Consider the following 17,930-nt stretch of genomic DNA (forward strand, 5'->3'; position numbering starts at 1 on the left):
GAATCCGTCAGCGCGGAAGCAGCGTGAGCAGCGATGCCTCCGGGCGGCACGCGAAACGCACGGGCGCGTAGATCGAATGACCGAGCCCCGCGCTGACGTTCAACGGCACGGTGCGGCCTTCGTAGGTCCAGTCGCTCAGTCCGCGCGCCTGATCCAACGGGATGTCACAATTGGCCACCAACGCGTCTCGACGGAACGGCACCCGCACCTGTCCGCCGTGCGTGTGACCGGCGAGCAGCACGTCGGCACCGAAGTCGGTGAACGTGTCCAGAGTGCGCCGATAGGGCGCGTGCATCACGCCGAGCGTGAGGTCGGCGGCATCCAGGCGTTCCACTACCGGCGGGATGAGCTCGGGGTGGTCCCACTTGCGGTGGGCGTCGTTGACGCCGAAGGCGGTGACGCGTAGGCCCTTCACCTCGAGCGACACAGCGGTGTCGTCGAGGATGCTCCACCCCAGGTCATCGGTGAAATACCGGTCGAGGGCGTCGACATCGAGGTGCTTGTGCGCGGGCTGATGACCGGACGGCCCCAGAAAGTACCGCAGGGGGTTGCGGGGTGCCGGCTCTTGGAAGTCGTTCGACCCGTGCACGACCAGTCCGGGCACACCCCGTAGGGGTGCGAAGGCCGTCCGGATGCCGGTGAGTCCGTCGCGGTGACCGAGATTGTCGCCCGTATTGACGACGAGGTCGGGCGATAGCTCGGAGAGACGCGCCATCCATTCCTGCTTGCGGTTCTGCCAGGGAGCCATGTGCGCGTCGGAGACGTGAAGGACGCGGATCGGCTCGGCCCCTTTGGGGAGGACACACAGCGCGTGGTAGCGCACCGTGAAGAGGTAGCGCTCGATGCCCACGCCCCACACGGCGGCCCCGACAGCGGCCGCCCCCGCGACCCCGAGGGGTGCGAGGGCGGCCGTCATGAGAGGACGCGTCACGAGCACTTCTTCGCGACGATGGACAGAGCGATCGCGGCGCTCTTGTTCGTCGCCGTGCCGGCGGCAGGGTTCGTCGCCGTCACCTGGCCCTCGTTCGGAGCGTTGCCCTCGGGCTGACATGCGCCGATGGACACGTTCGTGAAGCCAGCGGCATTCAGCGCTGCCTGGGCCGCGGGAACAGTCTGCCCGCCCACGTTCGGCACCGTCGCACCCTGGCCGTTACCGGGGCTCAGCGTGATCTGCGAGCCCGCGGGAGCAGAGCCTGCGCCGGGGTTCTGCGCGGCGACGGTGTCAGGACCCGACGGGGAGTCGACGGGGTCACCGACCGAGACGCGGAAACCCGCGTTCTGGAGGGTCGAGGTGGCGTCGGAGATGCTTTGGCCCACCACGTTCGGTAGATCCCGCATCTGGGTGCGGAGGAGGTTCGACGAGGGGTCGGGGAACCGGTCGCCGCCGTAGAAGTCATCGGATGCGCGCTGCACATCGGCCGCCAGGGGATAGCGGATGTCAGAGAGAGCGCGACCGCCCCAGAACTTCTTAAAGACGTTGACGCCACCCTCGTAGTTGCCGACCCAGGCAGCGGTCGTCGTGTTGGTCGACGACTCGATCATCCAGGTCTGCCACTCTTCGTGGGTACCGGTCTTACCGAGAACGGGGGTGCCATCGCCGGGGTTGCCACGGGCGCCGGTCCCGCCGCGGGCCATGACGCCCTGCAGGGCGTATGCGGCCGTTGCAGAGACCTCCGGGGTCAGCGCAGCCGAGCAGGTGCGTTCGGGGATGGCACGCTCCGCGCCGCTGCTGTCGGTGACCTTGTCGATCACCTTGGGCTGGCAAAGCGTTCCACCGTTGGCGACCGTGGCGTAGGCCCCGGCCATCGCGATGGGAGAGACGTTATCGCTGCCGATGACGTTGTTGGCGTACTGCATCGTGATGTCCGAACCATCACCCCGGGTCACGCCGAGCTTCTTGGCCGTCTTGGCGATGTCACAGAGGTCGAGCTGCGCCGCCATCTGGAGATAGCCGGTGTTGAGCGAATCGCGCGTGAACATCATCGGCGTTCCGACGTAGCCGCTGTCGTTGCCGAAGTTGTTGATGCGGTCGTTGTTCTTGTTCACGTAGTTGCCGGTGCACGAGTTCGTCATGTTCGGCACGGGACCGATCCGGCCGTTCAGCGTCTCGTTCAGGGAGTGCCCTGTCTGGAGCCAATCCACGAGAGTGAAAAGCTTGAAGGTCGATCCCGCGTTGAAACCGATGGACCCGCCGTTCGTGCTGTCGCCCGCGAAGATCACGGAGTTATAGGAGGGATCGGACTCCGCTTGCCCGGGGTCCTGCGTGAACTTCGTGTTCTGCGCGATGGCGAGGATGCGCCCGGTCTTCGACTCGAGGTTGACGACGGTCGAACCGAATTTCATGCCGTCGATGCTCGAGGGCGTGTACGCGTTCATCGCGTTCTGCGCGGCATCCTGAACGCGCCAGTCGAGCGTCGTCTGGATAGTCAGGCCGTCCTGGCGGAGGGCGCGCACGCGGTCGTCGGTGTCGGTACCGAACGCCGGATCGTTCAGGATCGTCGACACCACGTACTGGCAGTAATACGGCGCAGCGGACGAGGCGCACCCCTGGCTGGTCGGTGTGATCTTGGGGGTAATCGGCTCGACCGCTGCAGCGACGTACTGCTCGTGCGTAATCTTGCCGTCGGTCTCCATGCGGCTGAGCACGTAGAGCTGGCGGCCCTTGGTCGCACTGTAGCCGTCGGCGGCGTTGACGAGCTGTTCCTGGGTGATCTCGCCGTTGTCGCGCAACGTATAGAGGGCCTGGACTGTGCTCTGGTCGACATCGTCGATCGAGCCGTCGGGGGCCTTGTTGTACGAGGTCTCGCCGTCGCTGATCGAGCCTTCGGGGCGGTCGATCCGGAAGCGGTTGGGGTTCTGCACCATGCCCGCGAGGACCGCTGCCTGACCCACGCTCAGGTTGGCGGCAGGAGTGTCGAAGTAGTAGCGCGCCGCGGCGTCGATGCCGTAGGTGGTGCCACCGAAGTTGGCGATGTTCAGGTAGCCGAGAAGGATCTGATCCTTCGTGTACTCCTTCTCGAGCTGGATCGCGTACCGCATCTCCTGCAGCTTGCGCTGGTAACCCGCTGCACCGTTCGCCTGCACTGCCTCGAGGGCGCACTTCTGCAGCGCTTCGTCACGCGAGACCGCCGCGGTGGTTTCTGTGGCCTCGACGGCCTTCGCGTCGCGCTCACAGCGCTGCACGAGCACGTTCTTCACGTACTGCTGGCTGATAGAGGAGCCGCCCTGAGTGTCGCCGTCCGGGTTCGTCGCGTTGCTGAGCAACGCGCGAGTCGTGCCGATGAGGTCGACACCGCCGTGCTGGTAGTAACGAGGGTCTTCCGACGACAGGATCGCGTCGTACATGACGGGTGAGACCTGGTCGAAGGTGACGGGGGAGCGGTTCTGGTCGTAGAACTTCGCCAGCACCCGGTCGCCGGCCATGAGCGTCGTCGGCTGCATGAGCTCGTCGGGCTTCAGGTAGCTGGGCATGTTGTCGAAGACGGTGATCGCGCTGGAGGCAGCGGCACCGGAGACGGCGATGGCCGGCGTCACGGCAGCGGTGACCAGGAGTCCGGCGACCGCGCTCAGGCCGACCAGGCCGACGATGCCGCCGAGGGCACCGCTAGCCGTTCGTTTGTTCTCGGGCATAGGCTTGATGCTAAGCGACGTTGCTGGGCGATGCCTTGAAGGCGTGCGCTCGCGCGGACGCGTCCATCCTCGCGCGCATCACCGTTGCGCGCTCCGAGCCACCTCCGGGAGCCCGTCATGACCACGTGGGAGTACCTCACCACCCCCCTGCTCATCCACAACACCGCGGCGATCCTCAACAACTGGGGCAAGCAGGGGTGGGAGCTCGTGCAGGTGGTCACCGGTCCCGAGGGTGGACTCGTCGCCTACTTCAAGCGCCCCACCGGTGGCGGCGCGGCCAACGCCGGCCTCGGTGCCGCCGAGACGGCCGCACGGCAGTTCGAGGGCCAGCAGTGAGCGTCTCGGAGCGCCTCGCCGCCCTCGGCGTCGACGTGCCTGCGGTCGTTCCCCCGGTCGCGTCCTACATCCCGGCCAAGCGCCATGGCGATCTCGTCTACACCTCGGGTCAGCTCCCCATGGTCCAGGGAGCCCTGCGCGCGACCGGCAAGGTCGGCGAGTCCGAGGGTCTTGTCGCCCCCGCCGACGCGAAGACCTACGCCCGTCAGTGCGCGCTCAATGCGATCGCCGCTGCTGCGGCCCTCGTCGGCGGCGTCGACAACCTCACCGGCGTGCTCAAGCTCACCGGCTTCGTGGCATCCGTCCCCGATTTCACCGGGCAGCCCGGCGTCATCAACGGCGCGAGCGAGTTCCTCGGCGAGGTCTTCGGCGAGACCGGCGCACACGCGCGCTCCGCGGTCGGTGTGCCCGTCCTTCCCCTCGACAGCCCCGTCGAGGTCGAGGTGATCTTCACCGTCGCCTGACGATGATCCCGGATGCCGGCACCCCGGCCTTCGCACGAGAGGGACGCCCTGGTCGCACGGGGCGTCCCTCTCGTCATCGTCGGGTATCTGTCTCGGCTGATTCAGAAGTGTGCGGGGGCAGGATGCCCCCGTGACCTCCTCTTCCGCGCCGAGTGGGCCGTCGACGGCCGAGAGCGCACTTCTCACTTCTTCGGCTCACCTCCGGCGCGACATCGTGGTGGCGATCTCGACCATCGTCGTGCTCCTCGCCGTGGGATTCATCCTCCGCTTCGTGCCGATAGACGTGGCGTTCTCGAACGCGGCGCATCATCTGCATGTCAGCGTCCTCACTCAGGTGGCGGAGGCGTTCTACCGCTCGCTGAAACCGCTGCCCGCCGCGGGCATCATGATCGTCGCCACGGTCGCCGTGGGCCTTCTCTCCCGCCGGTGGCAGGTCGCCCTCGCCTTCTTCGGGGGAGTGGCGGTGACGTTGGGTCTCGCGGAAGCGGCGAAACTCATCGTCGACCGACCGCGCCCCGGGATGTCAGAGGCCATGACGCAAGCGGTCGGCGCGACGGCCGATCCGTCGTTCCCGAGCGGTCACGTCGCTTTCACGGCATCGTTCGCCGCCGTGTTGATCTGCGCGCTCTGGACGACGCGATGGCGCGCCCTCGGCATCTTCGTCGGGGTGGTGCTGGTCGTGGGGATGTCGGTGTCGGTCGTGGTCATCGGCGTGCACTACGCCGGGGACGCCCTGGCATCCATCGTCTGGGTGGCGGGGGTGTATCCGGCGGTGCGGGTGGGAGGGGCCATGCTCGTCATCCCGTGGGCCGAACGCGCGATACGGCGATCGGTCTCGTCGCGGGGGCGCTGATTCGCTAGCATCGAGGCCGAGTCGATCACCGGGGGGAAGGACTCGCATGGATGACGCCGCGCAGATGCTGCTCGCTATCGCCGGGCAATTGGAACGAGCCCAAGAGCTGTCGAATGTGGCCGAGGAACTGTCGGGCGAGCTCGCCACGCTGACGGGGATGGGTCGAAGCGACGAAGACGGGGCCACGGTGACGGTCGACCATCAAGGAATCGTCATCGATGTCGTCTTCTCGGATGCGATCCGGGATGCCGACGGGCCCACCGTCTCGGAGTGGGTGATGTCGGCGACGACCCGTGCGATCGAAGACCTGCAGAAGCAGGCAGAGCCCATCCGGGCAGCGATTCTGCAACCGCATCTGGCCGCTCCGGCGGTCGACTTCTCAGCGCGGATCGACGAGCTCTTCGAGAGGGTGCAGCGGTTGGACGCCGAGACTTCGGCCGCAACGCCCGTGAAAGACGAGTTCGAGGGGGGCTCACGATGACGGATCTCGAGGTCCAGGCCGATGCGCTGCACGCGCACGCCTCTCGGCTGAACGGCTCGGCCGACCAGTTGAACGACGCAGCCGTGGCCGCGTTGAGTGCCGTGGCACTGCAGCCGGTGGCTTTCGGATTGCTCTGCTCGTTCCTCGTTCCCGTGGTGACCCTGCAGCAGTCGACGACAGTCGCCGGACTCTCGGCGCTCCGCCTGGCACTCGCCGCCGAGGCCACCGCGGTTTCAGCGGCTGGTACGACATACTCTCTGCTCGACGATCACCTGGCCGCCGAGATCGCGAAGGTCATCTGATGTCGCTCATCGCCGCACCGACGTACGAGAGCGGGCTGAGCGGGGAGGCCGTGCTGGGTGCGTTGCCGGTCGCCGGGGGGATCGCTGATTCCGTGCGCGACTTCGGCAGCGGCAACATCACATCGGGCGTGATCGATGCGGCCGGCTCAGCGCTCGATGTCGTCAGCCTGATCGCGAACCCGATCGCGACGCTCGCGTCATCGTGCGCATCGTTCCTGCTCGATTACATGTCGCCGCTGCACGAAGAGCTGGAGCTGCTGACCGGCAGCCCCGAGATGGTGCGTGCACTCGGCGAGACCTGGGACAACGTCGGAGACGCCCTCACGGCCGTCGCGGACGACCGGGATCAGGCGCTCGGAAACCTCCGTGAGTCGTGGCAGGGAGCCGCCGCCACGGGCTACGAGACGGTCGCGACCGGCCTCACCGCGATCCTGCGGTCCCTCGCGGAGGCCGCCCACAGCAACGCGAACGGGCTTCGTTTGGCGGCATCCGTCGTTCAGATCGTCTACGAGATCGTCAAGGGCATCATCGCCGACCTCGTCGGACAGCTCATCCAGGCGGTCGTCGAGGCGCTGGCCACCGTCGGCGTGGGGCTCCCGGTGATCATCGCCCAATGCAGCACCAAGATCGCGACCCGCGTGCCTCAGGTCGCCCGGTGGGTCGAGAAGATTCAGGAGGTGATGCAGAAGATTCAGAAGATCGTGGAGCAGTTCACTCAATTCGGGAAGAGGTTCACATTGGACGCGGGTGAGGTCTCGGGAGCGCTCGGCAAAGCTCAGGTTGAGATCGACTTCCGTGCATTCGACCTCGTCAATGCGATCAAGGGAACCAATAGTGCGGTCGGTGCGGTTCACGATGAGAACGCGAGTGCGGGGGGAGGGCGATGATGCCCACGCCCGACTTCTCCGGCACGCCGCTCGACGTCCAAGAGCGGATCGCCCTACGTGAGGCTCAGTACGCTGCTGCCGCCAATCGCGGCGCTGCGTTCATGGCCGCACAGACGGCCATGGCGACGGTGGAGGGTGTTGCGTCCTCATTCAACGGGGAGGTGAAGGTCGTCGTCTCGTCGCGAGGTTTGCTCGTTGACGTTCAGATCTCGTCGCGTGGCTTGGCCCTGGGGCCGCGAGCGCTGAGTCGACTTCTCACGACAACCATCCGCGAGGCACTGCTCGACCTGCAGAACAGCTTGGCAGAAGCCGTCGGGGCGGTCGGCGGGGGTATCGCTGCCGAGACAGTGATCGCCGAGGTGAATGCCGGCCTGGCATCGCCTTTATCGGCGCTGGAAGATCCCCCGCCGCCGTCTCGCTTTTCCTGAAGTGAGGCGACCCAGCCATCGACGTCTCGTATCGCAGGACTTCTCGCCGCTGCTATGTGTCCTGTCGTTGATGTCTGTTGAAGGATCACATTCGCGGTCTGGGGTCGCTCAGCGATTTGGCAAAGAGACCCGGGTGGGGTGAGTGGCCTATTGAATCACCGCCTCAGAGAGGTAGGCTGCAGCGCCCCGCCTTTGCTCTACGGCGGTGAGGCTCGTGCTCCCATTGCTCTGGGGTCAGCGCCGGCGATCAGGCACGTGGAGCCTCTCCATCGTGCAAGATCGTGGACGCCACAGTCGGGATACCCAAAGGCATCCCCGAGCCGATGGTCGCACGTCCGAATTGTGCGCTCAGGGAAAAGCCCGGTGCATCGTCGGGGGTGGGCTCCCACACCTCTACCGCCTCGCTGCGCTTCAACATGACATTCTTCGGGGCGCCGGGCGCGTCTGGCCACGGCACTTTCTCCGCCAGCCCGAAGCCTTTCCAGTCGGGGCGCACAAGACGCTGGTCGAGTGAAAGGCTGGCCCCGCCGGGGACGCGCCGTGGAAACACCCCGGTGCCCGCGACGAGAGCGTCGGCGCGGCCCCAGGCGTTGCCGGGCACCGCCTCGATCAGTGCAGCAAGGGTCGTCGCGACGGTTCGAATGGTCTGCGCATCGTAGCGCTGCAATCCATAGGCAAGGATCATTCCCGCGCGGATGACGACGGCTGTGAGAGGGGGAAGGGTCGCAAGCGCCGTGACGAATGTCGAATGAAGGAGGTCCGAGGCGAACTGCGGGACGAAACCTTCGACCCGCCATCGTCCGTCGGTCGTCCTCGCAGGGTTCAGTGGGGGAAGAGGGAGCCCCTCGTCCTTCTCCGTCGACGAAGCGTCTACGAGACGGATCTCGGGCAGCGAGTCGGGCAGGTCGATCCACACCGCGCTCGTCTCGCGACGATCCCCGTACGGAATGCCTCCGTTCGTCGTGGTGTAGTCGTAGCCGATGAGTCGCGCGGCGCGAAAGGGACGGGTGTTCACCATGCCGTCGACGACATCGCCTAAGCCGACCGTCCAGATTTTGAACCGCTCGGGGCCTCGAAGGGCCGCCTCCGAGAGTTCGAAAGCGGGCGCGGGCTGGGCGTCGCTCCACCGCCACCCTTGCTCGGCGGCGGCAGCTTTCAGCTCTTCGCGCTGCTGCGCAGTCTGCTCATGCCTTCGCTTGCCGAAAATCACGTTCGCAGTCTAGGCAGACCGAAGCGATCAGAAGGACTTAGCGAGCGAATCCTCCGTCGCGGCAATTGCCTCACCCGTTCGCAGAAGCACCTCCGCGCACCCGTCCAACAGCGTCTGCATCGACCGCATCTGTTCTTCCCACTGGGCGCGTGCGACGGAGTACGCCTCCCGCGCCTCGCCTCGCCACCCGCTTTCCATGGTCGCCAGTCTCGTGTCGAGGGCGTCGAGCTCGCCTCGGATTCCCCCTGAAGCGGCGCGGAGCACCTCGACCGTTTGACTGACCCTGCCGAACTCGATTCGAATGTGATCCGCCACGCTCATCCCCCCGGAACAATGGTTTCGACCCCTGTCACAATACGAGATCGCACGGCCACGGAGAGCGCCGCGCTCGACTTCGCCGGAAGATCCCGGATGCCGAAGCCCGCGGCATCCGGGATCCGAGCTCACTTCACTTGGGCGCTGATGACGCTCATGACGGCCGTGTCGGCGAGCGTGGTGGTGTCTCCGACTTCGCGGCCCTCGGCGACGTCGCGCAGGAGTCGGCGCATGATCTTGCCCGAGCGGGTCTTGGGCAGCTCGCCGACGATGTAGACGTCGCGGGGGCGGGCGATGGGCCCGATCTGCTGGCCGACCCAGGTGCGCAGCTCATCGCCGAGACCCTCGACGGGGTGCTCCTTCAGGTAGCGGCTCTTGATGATGACGAACGCGACGACGGCCTGACCGGTGGTCTCGTCGCTCGCCCCGACCACGGCGGCCTCGGCGACGCCCTCGTGTCCGACGAGAGCGGATTCGATCTCGGCGGTCGATAGACGGTGGCCCGAGACGTTCATGACGTCGTCGACCCTGCCGAGCAGCCACACGTCGCCGTCGTCGTCGAGACGGGCGCCGTCGCCGGCGAAGTAGTAGCCCTTGTCGGCGAACTTCTCCCAATAGGTCTCGCGGTACCGGTCGGGGTCGCCCCAGATGCCGCGCAGCATGCTCGGCCACGGTTCGGTGATGACGAGGAGGCCGCCGCTGCCGTTGCCGACCGGCTCGCCCTTCTCGTCGACCACGGCGACCGAGACACCGGGGATCGGCACTTGGGCGGAGCCGGGCTTGGTCTCGGTCACTCCGGGGAGAGCGGAGATCATCATGGCTCCGGTCTCGGTCTGCCACCACGTGTCGACGATGGGGGTCTTGTCGGCGCCGATGATCTCGCGGTACCAGATCCAGGCCTCGGGGTTGATGGGTTCGCCCACCGAACCGAGCAGACGCAGCGACGACAGATCGAACTTCTGGGGCACGTCGCGCCCGATCTTCATGAACGATCGGATGGCCGTCGGCGCCGTGTAGAAGATCGTCACGCCGTGCTTCTCGATGAGCTCCCACCAGCGTCCCGGATGCGGAGTGTCGGGGGTGCCTTCGTAGAGCAGTTGCGTCGCGCCGTTGGCCAGGGGGCCGTACGTGACGTAGGTGTGTCCCGTGATCCAGCCGATGTCGGCGGTGCACCAGTACACGTCTGTTTCGGGGTGCACGTCGTGGACGACGCGGTTGGTGAATGCGGCTTGGGTGAGGTACCCGCCCGAGGTGTGAAGAATCCCTTTCGGCTTTCCGGTGGTTCCTGACGTGTAGAGGATGAAGAGGGGGGTCTCGGCGGGGAACGCCTCGGCCTCGTGGTCGGCGGAGGCCTTCGGAACCACGTCGTGCCACCAGAGATCGCGGCCCTCGGACCAGTCGACCTCGTTGCCGCCCCGCTTGACCACGAGCACGTGCTCGATCGTCTCTTGCTCACCGGAGCCGTTGCGGTCGGCGAGGGCCAGGTCGACCGCGGGCTTCAGGGGCGACACCTTTCCCTTGCGCCATCCCCCGTCGGCGGTGATGACGAGCTTGGCGCCCGCGTCGTCGATGCGCGCGCGCAGGCTGTCGGCCGAGAACCCGCCGAAGACGACGGAGTGCACGGCGCCGATTCGCGCGACGGCGAGCATCGAGGCGATGGCCTCGGGGATCATCGGGAGGTACAGCGCGACGCGGTCCCCTCGCTCGACACCGAGCTCGGTGAGGACGTTCGCCAGGCGCTTCACCTCGTCGGTCAGCTCGGCGTAGGTGACGTTGCGCTGGTCGCCGGGCTCTCCCTCCCAGCGCAGAGCGATGCGATCGCCATTGCCCGCTTCGACGTGCCGGTCGAGGCAGTTGTACGCGACGTTGAGCTCACCGTCGGCGAACCACTCCGCGAACGGGGGGTTCGACCAGTCGAGCACCTGCGTGAAGGGGCTGTGCCAGTGGAGCTCACGGGCTTGCTCGGCCCAGAAACCCTCGCGGTCCGCTGCGGCGCGCTCGTAGAGATCGCGGTGGGCGACGGCCTGGGCGGCGAAGTCGGCCGGCGGCGCGAACCGGCGGGTCTCGTTGAGGAGGTGGTCGATCTGGCTGCTCATCGCGGCGCTCCTTCGCGTTCACGGACCCGCGCACCTGCGCGCGGTGTCCTCACTGTGGTCACGCTATCGACCCCCTCCTGCACCGGTTACCTCCGATAGATGGGATCGGGGTGAATGGGAAACAGGTGATATATCGCCGTGAATAGGTCGGTCGAGTTGGCCGGACCCATCTGCACGCGTACTCTAGCTAGCGCCCGAACATCGCTTCCGGCACTCGCGTCGGGGGGAGCCCCCCAATTTTTCCCCGGCGCGTGGCGGCATCCCTCGCCCCCCACTGTAGGGATGCCGCCCCCTCTTCTTTGGTGCTGTTGGCCCCTCGCTGTCGAGGGTCTGTCCCGAAACGTTTTTGGTGGTTCCTCCCCAGGAGCGGTTGTTCACTCCGCCTCCACCGATCGCCTCGGACGGCCCGCGGACGGTCGCATCGTGACCCTACGGTCGTCGCGTGACCTTCCTCACCCCACTCCGCAACGGCCTCGACAACGGGGTCGTCGACACGCTCGATCCCGCGGTGGCGTTCCTCCGTCCCTTCCTCGACGACCCGCGTGTCACGGACCTCTTCGTGAACGGCGACCGGGGACTCTTCGTCGACCGGGGTGAGGGGGTCGAGCGGGTGACGTCGTGGCTGGCGAGCGAGGCCGAGGTGCGCCGTCTCGCGGTGCGCCTGATCGCGCTCGGGGGTCGTCATCTCGACGACGCATCGCCCTGCGTCGACGTCCGGCTCGAGAGGGGAGTGCGGGTTCACGCCGTTCTGGCACCCGTGGCTGCGAGCGGGACGAGTATCTCCGTGCGGGTCCCGAAGTTCGACGGCCCTGATCTCGGCGACCTCCAGCGTGCGGGCATGTTCTCAGCGCGTCAGCGGGAGCGGCTGGAGCGCCTCGTCGACCGGCGAGAGAACGTGCTCATCGCCGGGCCGACCGGGGCGGGGAAGACGACCCTTCTCGCTGCGCTGCTCGCTCGGGTCCCCGCGACGGAGCGCATCATCACGATCGAAGAAGTTGCGGAACTGCATCCCGACCATCCGCACCACGTCGCGCTCGAGGCGCGACAACCCAACATCGAGGGCGCCGGTGGCATCTCCCTCTCCCGTCTCGTGCGCGAAGCGTTGCGCATGCGCCCCGACCGGCTGGTCCTCGGCGAGTGTCGGGGGGAGGAGATCCGGGACCTGCTCATGGCCCTCAACACCGGCCACGACGGGGGAGCGGGAACCCTCCATGCGAGCAGCCTCGTCGATGTCGCGACGCGTCTCGAAGCCTTGGGGGCCCTCGCGGGAATGGATGCCAGAACCTGCGCGCGCCAGAGTGCCGGGGCCATCGGCGCGGTCATCCACGTGGAGCGTGTCGGCGGGCGGCGACGCGTCACCGGCTGGGGTCGTCCCGTGCTTCGGGACGAATGCCTGCGGGTCGAACCGGAGAAGTGGGCGTGAACGTCAGGATCCTCGGCCGAACGAGTCGGAACTCGCGTGGCGACGGGCGGAAAGCTGATCCGATCGAGACGGTTCTGCGTCTCGCCGTTCTGTTGTCGGGCGGAACCGCCCCGACTCTCGCCTGGAGATACCTCGCCGAGGGCGGTGACCCGGCGCTGACCGCTGCGGCTGACGCCGCCGAGCGGGGAGCCGACGTCGGTGCCGTCCTTCGCGCGGCGGGGGACTCCTGGCATGGCCTCGCCGCGATCTGGAGTGTGGCGGTGGCCGCAGGGGCTCCGCTGTCCGACGCCCTCCGCTCGGTCGTCGGCGCGCTTCGCGAGACCGCCGAGGTGTCGGCTGATGTGCGCGTCGCTCTCGCCGAACCGGCTGCGACAGCCCGCCTCCTCGGCTGGCTGCCCCTCGTCGGCATCCCTCTCGGTGGTCTTCTGGGTTTCGACCCGGTCGGCACCCTGCTCGCAGATCCATTCGGACGAGGCTGCCTGGCCCTCGGGCTCATCCTGATGGCGACGGCGTACGTCTGGATGCGGCGCCTCTCCCGGAGGGCGCAGCCGCCACGGGTGACTCCCGGGCTGGAGGCCGAGCTGTGGGCGGTGGCTCTGTCTGCGGGGGTCTCCGTCGACCGGGCTCGCGGAGTGATCGACGACCTCGGAATCGACCCGACGGGGCGCGCCGAGGTGAGGGACACTCTCGAGCTGGCGACCCGCGCAGGCGTCCCGGCCGCCGAGCTGCTCCGCGGCGATGCCTGGATCGCGCGATACCGCGCGCGGACCGACGGTCGAGTCGCCGCGGCGCGTCTGGCTACACGACTGCTCGTCCCCCTCGGCGTGTGCACACTCCCCGCCTTCCTGTTGATCGCCGTCGTGCCTGCCGCGCTCGCCGTCCTGCGGTCCACGGCATTGCCGTGACCGCCGTCCATCCGCCCCCGAGAAGAAGGAAAGATCCATGATCCGTTTCGTTCGCACCGCGATCCGCCCTCGACCCGCCGCAGACCTGCCCTCCCTCACGAGCGCTCGCGCCGGCGCCCTGTTCCTCGACGAACGCGGCGCTGCGACCGCCGAGTACGCCATCGCGACGATGGCTGCCGTCGCTTTCGCGGGACTACTCGTCGTCATCATGCGCAGCGATGAGGTACGCGGGATCCTGACGGACCTCGTGCGCCGTGCACTGACGGTTCAGTGAAGATCCCGCAGCTCGGGGAGCGCGGCGCGGCCACCGCTGAATTCGCCGTGGCGCTGCCGGCTGTCCTGCTCGTGCTCGCGCTCGGCGTCGGTGTGCTCGGATCGGTGGCGACCACCGTCCGCGTGCAGCAGGCGGTGGCCGAGGCCGCCCGACTCCTCGGTCGCGGCGACGAGGACGCCCTGTCACGCCTCGCGGAGGTCGGCGCGACCGCCTCGGTGGACCGCGGCGGAGGAGTGGTGTGCGTCCGCGCCTCCGTTCCGGTGCCGCTGGGGCTTCCCCTCCCGCCCTCATCCGCCCGGGCGTGCGCCCTCGATGGAGGTCGCTGATGCCCGGCACCGTGACCACTGTCGGCGTGGTCGCCGTGATCGCGGGTCTCGTCTGCGCTCTGGCCGTGGTCGGCGGGGCTTCGCTCGCCGTCGAACGTCTGGCGGGCACGGCGGACGCTGCCGCCCTCGCGGCCGCGGACGCCGCGAGCGGGGCGGTGGCGGGAGTGCCCTGCGACGAGGCCGCCCGCATCGCCGAGGCGGGGGACGCGAGCCTACGAGAGTGCGATGTCGAGGGCCTGATCGCCACCATCACCGTCGCCGGGGCGTACGGTGGGATTTCATTCGATGCGCGCTCACGGGCCGGACCCCCCGAGGCCGCGAGCCCGTGAGACCTCCCGGAACCCGAACAGGGAGGCGTGTGTATGGTGTGCATCGACGAAAGGACCCCAGTGGCAAACGGAAAGAAGCTCGTCATCGTCGAGTCTCCGACGAAGATGAAGTCGATCCAGGGATACCTCGGCGACGACTACGAGGTGCTCAGCTCGGTCGGTCACATTCGCGACCTCGCGTCGAAGAAAGAGATCCCGGCCGACAAGAAGGCGGCGTACGGCAAGTACTCCATCGACGTCGAGAACGACTTCGACCCCTTCTATGTCGTCAACGACCGCAAGACCAAGACGGTCGCCGAGCTCAAGCGAGCGCTCAAGAGCGCCGACGAAGTCCTGCTCGCCACCGATGGCGACCGCGAGGGCGAAGCCATCGCGTGGCACCTGCTCGAGGTTCTCAAGCCCAAGGTCCCCGTTCGTCGCATGATCTTCCACGAGATCACCAAGGACGCCATCAAGGAAGCGGCCGAGCACACGCGCGAGCTCGACGTCTCTCTCGTCGACGCGCAAGAGACGCGCCGCGTTCTCGACCGTCTCTACGGTTGGGACGTTTCGCCGGTGCTCTGGCGCAAGGTCGGTTCCGGCCGCGAGGGCACGGCGCTCAGCGCCGGCCGCGTCCAGTCCGCGGCGACCCGCATGGTCGTCGAACGCGAGCGGGAGCGCATGGCGTTCGTCTCCGCTTCGTACTGGGACGTGGAAGCCCTTGCCTCGCAGGCGGGATCCTCCTTCACCACCCGGTTGAACCGTCTCGACGGCGCCCCCATCGCGCGCGGTGGCGACTACGACGACAATGGCCAGCTCAAGAAGGCCGTCGTGGTTCTCGACGAGGCGCAGGCCCGTGCCCTCGCCGACGCGATCACCGCCGCCGGTACCGCGACCGTCGCCAAGGTCGAGGCCAAGCCCGGCACGCGCAGCCCCCGTGCTCCCTTCACGACGTCGACGCTCCAGCAGGAGGCGGGTCGCAAGCTCTCGATGAGCGCCAAGCACGCCATGGGGGTCGCGCAGCGACTCTACGAAAAGGGCTTCATCACCTATATGCGTACCGATTCGGTCGCCCTGTCGGGGCAGGCCATCTCGGCGGCGCGCGCGCAGGCCGTCTCGCTCTACGGCGACAAGGCGGTCCCCGCGAACCCGCGTATCTACAAGAGCAAGTCGAAGAACGCGCAGGAGGCCCACGAGGCCATCCGCCCCTCCGGCGAGACCTTCCGCACTCCCGCCTCGCTCGCTTCCTCCCTCGACCGCGATGAGCAGAAGCTCTACGACCTCATCTGGAAGCGCACGGTCGCCAGCCAGATGGCGGATGCCAAGTACGAGACGACGACCGTCACTCTCACCGTGAAGGCGGGTGCCCAGGTCGCCGAGTTCACGGCATCCGGAACCGTCTACACCTTCAAGGGGTTCCTCGAGGCCTACGAAGAGGGCGCTGACGAGAAGCGCAACGACGACGACGCGGACCAGTCGCTGCCGGCCGTCGCCGTGGGCGACACGCTGTCGGTCAGCGACGTCGAGCCCAAGGGCCACAGCACCTCTCCGAAGCCGCGCTACACCGAGGCCAGCCTGGTCAAGGCGCTGGAAGAGAAGGGGATCGGCCGCCCGTCGACCTTCGCCAGCATCATCGGCGTGATCCTCGACCGCGGCTACGTCAGCAAGCGCGGGCAGGCCCTGGTACCCAGCTGGCTCGCCTTCAGCGTCGTGCGCCTGCTCGAGGAGCATTTCGCAGACCTCGTCGACTACGACTTCACCGCCGCCCTCGAGGACGATCTCGATGCCATCGCCCGCGGCGATCAGCGTCGCACCGAGTGGCTGAAGTCGTTCTACTTCGGCTCCGAGAAGCAGGTGGGGCTCCGCCACATCGTCGACAACCTCGGCGAGATCGATGCTCGAGAGCTCAACTCCACGCGCATCACCGACACCGCGACCCTCCGCTTCGGCAAGTACGGGCCGTACCTCGAGGTCACCGACCCCGCGGCCGGCCCCGAGGCGAAGCCCCGCATCGTGAACATCCCCGAAGACCTCGCCCCCGACGAGCTCACGCCGGCGAAGGCGCAGGAGCTCATCGACGCCCCGGTTGCCGGCGACCGCGTGCTCGGAGAGAACCCCGAAAACGGCAAGCTCGTCGTCGTCAAGGACGGTCGCTTCGGGCCCTACGTCCAAGAAGTCGATGCCGAGGAGCCCGAAGAGGTCGATCAGGCTACGGGCGAGGTCGTCGAAGCCCCCAAGAAGCGCGGCGCGAAGAAGGAAGCAGCTCCCAAGCCCCGAACGGCGTCGCTGTTCCGGTCGATGTCGGTCGACACCGTCGATCTCGACACCGCTCTGCAACTGCTGTCGCTTCCGCGCGTCGTCGGCACCGACCCGGAGTCGGGCGCCGAGATCACCGCGCAGAACGGTCGCTTCGGTCCTTACCTCAAGAAGGGCACCGACTCACGGTCGCTCGACGACGAGAAGCAGATCTTCGACATCACACTCGAGCAGGCTCTCGCGAAGTACGCCGAGCCGAAGTACGGCGCCCGCCGGGCATCCAGTGCGCTGAAGGAGTTCGACGCCGACCCCGTGAGCGGCAAGCCCCTCAAGCTCAAGGACGGCCGTTTCGGCCCGTACGTCACCGACGGCGAGACGAACGCCACGGTTCCCCGCGGTGAAGACGCGATGGCCCTGACCTTCGAGCGCGCGGTCGAGCTGATCGCTGACAAACGCGCCAAGGGTCCGGCGCCGAAGAAGACGGCGGCGCGCAAGGCTCCGGCCAAGACCACGGCCACGAAGACGGCCGCGGCCAAGACCACGGCCACGAAGACGGCCGCGGCCAAGACCACTGCGGCGAAGACGGCCGCGGCGAAGACCACGGCCACGAAGACCACCGCGGCCAAGACGGCCGCGGCCAAGACCACCACGGCAGCGTCACCCAAGACCACGACCACGCGCAAGGCGCCGGCGAAGAAGTCGTGACCGAGGATCGCACCCGGCCGCTGACCGTCCCCCGGGCGGCTGCGGCCGGGGGGCCCGGCCTGTTCGTGACCTTCGAGGGCGGCGACGGCGCGGGCAAGACCACCCAAGCCTCGATGCTCGAGGAGTGGCTGACCGCCCGTGGCAACACGGTCGTGCGAACCCGTGAGCCCGGTGGCACCGAGGTGGGCGTGCGCATCCGCGACATCGTCCTGCATCATCGCGGTCACATCGCGGCACGCGCCGAAGCTCTGCTGTACGCCGCGGATCGGGCTCATCACGTCGAGACCGTCGTGCAGCCGGCCATCGCCCGCGGCGACGTCGTGATCCAGGACCGCTACCTCGACTCGTCCGTCGCCTATCAGGGCGCGGGCAGAATCCTGGATGCCGACGACATCCGCGCCCTGTCGCTCTGGGCGACGGGCGGGCTGCTGCCGGATCTCACGGTGTTGCTCGACCTCGATCCGGCCGCGGCGCGTCGGCGCCTGGATGCCGACGACAAACCGTTCGACCGACTCGAGGCGGAGAAGAGCGAGTTCCACGCGCGCGTACGCACTGGCTTCCTCGCCCTCGCCGCCGACGAGCCGCGGCGTTTCCTCGTCCTCGATGCCATGCGCCCGGCCGACGAGCTTGCTCATCACGTCCGTGCGGCCATCGCCGAGCGTCTCGGCTGACGCGGGGCCGGACGATGCACAGCCGACCGCCAGCGGCCGTGTCCGACCCCGCCGTTAGGC

19 protein-coding genes are annotated in these 17,930 nt (G+C 67.8%); 14 read left to right on the forward strand and 5 right to left on the reverse strand.

From position 1 onward, the window contains the following. Positions 1 to 7 precede the first annotated feature (7 nt). Both AB6V29_RS06035 and AB6V29_RS06040 read right to left on the reverse strand, forming a co-directional pair. Positions 8 to 916: a metallophosphoesterase gene (locus AB6V29_RS06035; protein WP_369357818.1), complete on the reverse strand. Its 909-nt coding sequence runs from the start codon at positions 914 to 916 to the stop codon at positions 8 to 10. 11 nt (positions 917 to 927) lie between these two features. Further along, a complete protein-coding gene (locus tag AB6V29_RS06040) occupies positions 928 to 3,630 on the reverse strand; it encodes a transglycosylase domain-containing protein (RefSeq protein WP_369357546.1) in 2,703 nt (900 codons plus the stop codon). A gap of 117 nt (positions 3,631 to 3,747) precedes the next feature. On the opposite strand from AB6V29_RS06040, the gene AB6V29_RS06045 reads away from it, so the two are divergent. The 7 genes from AB6V29_RS06045 to AB6V29_RS06075 all read left to right on the forward strand — a co-directional run bounded on the left by AB6V29_RS06045 (position 3,748) and on the right by AB6V29_RS06075 (position 7,381). Continuing rightward, entirely contained in the window at positions 3,748 to 3,966 is a 219-nt protein-coding gene (locus AB6V29_RS06045; RefSeq protein WP_056229468.1) for a hypothetical protein, read from the forward strand. Further along, positions 3,963 to 4,430, forward strand: coding sequence for a RidA family protein (locus tag AB6V29_RS06050; RefSeq protein ID WP_369357548.1), 468 nt, complete (start codon positions 3,963 to 3,965; stop codon positions 4,428 to 4,430). Before AB6V29_RS06045 ends, AB6V29_RS06050 begins: the two co-directional genes overlap by 4 nt. 130 nt (positions 4,431 to 4,560) lie before the next feature. Then, the gene (locus AB6V29_RS06055) at positions 4,561 to 5,283 is read left to right on the forward strand and encodes a phosphatase PAP2 family protein (protein ID WP_369357550.1); all 723 of its coding nucleotides are present in this window, start codon (positions 4,561 to 4,563) and stop codon (positions 5,281 to 5,283) included. A gap of 46 nt (positions 5,284 to 5,329) precedes the next feature. Continuing rightward, complete coding sequence (locus AB6V29_RS06060; protein WP_210073621.1) at positions 5,330 to 5,764, forward strand: YbaB/EbfC family nucleoid-associated protein; 435 nt, start codon at positions 5,330 to 5,332, stop codon at positions 5,762 to 5,764. Next, entirely contained in the window at positions 5,761 to 6,066 is a 306-nt protein-coding gene (locus AB6V29_RS06065) for a hypothetical protein (protein WP_141376141.1), read from the forward strand. Before AB6V29_RS06060 ends, AB6V29_RS06065 begins: the two co-directional genes overlap by 4 nt. Beyond that, on the forward strand, positions 6,066 to 6,953 hold the full coding sequence (locus AB6V29_RS06070; protein ID WP_369357553.1) for a WXG100 family type VII secretion target: 888 nt from the start codon (positions 6,066 to 6,068) through the stop codon (positions 6,951 to 6,953). The genes AB6V29_RS06065 and AB6V29_RS06070 overlap by 1 nt, the downstream gene beginning before the upstream one ends. After that, positions 6,953 to 7,381, forward strand: a complete 429-nt coding sequence (locus tag AB6V29_RS06075; protein WP_369357555.1) for a YbaB/EbfC family nucleoid-associated protein — start codon at positions 6,953 to 6,955, stop codon at positions 7,379 to 7,381. The genes AB6V29_RS06070 and AB6V29_RS06075 overlap by 1 nt, the downstream gene beginning before the upstream one ends. A 247-nt stretch (positions 7,382 to 7,628) precedes the next feature. On the opposite strand, the gene AB6V29_RS06080 is transcribed toward AB6V29_RS06075, so the two are convergent. The 3 genes from AB6V29_RS06080 to acs form a co-directional block, all read right to left on the reverse strand. Beyond that, entirely contained in the window at positions 7,629 to 8,591 is a 963-nt protein-coding gene (locus tag AB6V29_RS06080) for a hypothetical protein (protein WP_369357557.1), read from the reverse strand. A gap of 27 nt (positions 8,592 to 8,618) precedes the next feature. Beyond that, positions 8,619 to 8,906 (reverse strand): WXG100 family type VII secretion target, encoded by a 288-nt coding sequence (locus AB6V29_RS06085; protein ID WP_369357559.1) that lies wholly within the window; start codon positions 8,904 to 8,906, stop codon positions 8,619 to 8,621. A 128-nt stretch (positions 8,907 to 9,034) separates the two neighbouring features. Beyond that, positions 9,035 to 11,002, reverse strand: coding sequence for an acetate--CoA ligase (gene acs, locus AB6V29_RS06090; protein ID WP_369357560.1), 1,968 nt, complete (start codon positions 11,000 to 11,002; stop codon positions 9,035 to 9,037). 442 nt (positions 11,003 to 11,444) lie between these two features. Here acs and AB6V29_RS06095 point away from each other — a divergent pair, with 442 nt between their 5' ends. From AB6V29_RS06095 to tmk, 7 genes are read left to right on the forward strand one after another with little or no spacing between them, the layout of a single operon-like run. Further along, on the forward strand, positions 11,445 to 12,425 hold the full coding sequence (locus tag AB6V29_RS06095) for a TadA family conjugal transfer-associated ATPase (RefSeq protein WP_369357562.1): 981 nt from the start codon (positions 11,445 to 11,447) through the stop codon (positions 12,423 to 12,425). Further along, positions 12,422 to 13,330 (forward strand): type II secretion system F family protein, encoded by a 909-nt coding sequence (locus tag AB6V29_RS06100; RefSeq protein WP_369357564.1) that lies wholly within the window; start codon positions 12,422 to 12,424, stop codon positions 13,328 to 13,330. The genes AB6V29_RS06095 and AB6V29_RS06100 overlap by 4 nt, the downstream gene beginning before the upstream one ends. Positions 13,331 to 13,367: 37 nt before the next feature. Beyond that, positions 13,368 to 13,604 carry a DUF4244 domain-containing protein gene (locus AB6V29_RS06105; protein ID WP_210073659.1) on the forward strand — a complete coding sequence of 79 codons (237 nt, stop codon included), beginning with the start codon at positions 13,368 to 13,370 and terminating at the stop codon, positions 13,602 to 13,604. Then, positions 13,601 to 13,930: a TadE family type IV pilus minor pilin gene (locus AB6V29_RS06110; protein WP_210073661.1), complete on the forward strand. Its 330-nt coding sequence runs from the start codon at positions 13,601 to 13,603 to the stop codon at positions 13,928 to 13,930. Before AB6V29_RS06105 ends, AB6V29_RS06110 begins: the two co-directional genes overlap by 4 nt. Then, the gene (locus AB6V29_RS06115) at positions 13,930 to 14,259 is read left to right on the forward strand and encodes an Rv3654c family TadE-like protein (protein ID WP_369357565.1); all 330 of its coding nucleotides are present in this window, start codon (positions 13,930 to 13,932) and stop codon (positions 14,257 to 14,259) included. The genes AB6V29_RS06110 and AB6V29_RS06115 overlap by 1 nt, the downstream gene beginning before the upstream one ends. Positions 14,260 to 14,319: 60 nt before the next feature. Next, positions 14,320 to 17,199, forward strand: coding sequence for a type I DNA topoisomerase (gene topA / locus AB6V29_RS06120; protein ID WP_369357567.1), 2,880 nt, complete (start codon positions 14,320 to 14,322; stop codon positions 17,197 to 17,199). Next, complete coding sequence (gene tmk / locus AB6V29_RS06125; RefSeq protein ID WP_267787680.1) at positions 17,196 to 17,870, forward strand: dTMP kinase; 675 nt, start codon at positions 17,196 to 17,198, stop codon at positions 17,868 to 17,870. Before topA ends, tmk begins: the two co-directional genes overlap by 4 nt. The last annotated feature ends 60 nt before the right edge of the window (positions 17,871 to 17,930 follow it).

The organism is Microbacterium sp. 20-116 (assembly GCF_041079415.1).
Classification (GTDB): Bacteria; Actinomycetota; Actinomycetes; order Actinomycetales; family Microbacteriaceae; genus Microbacterium.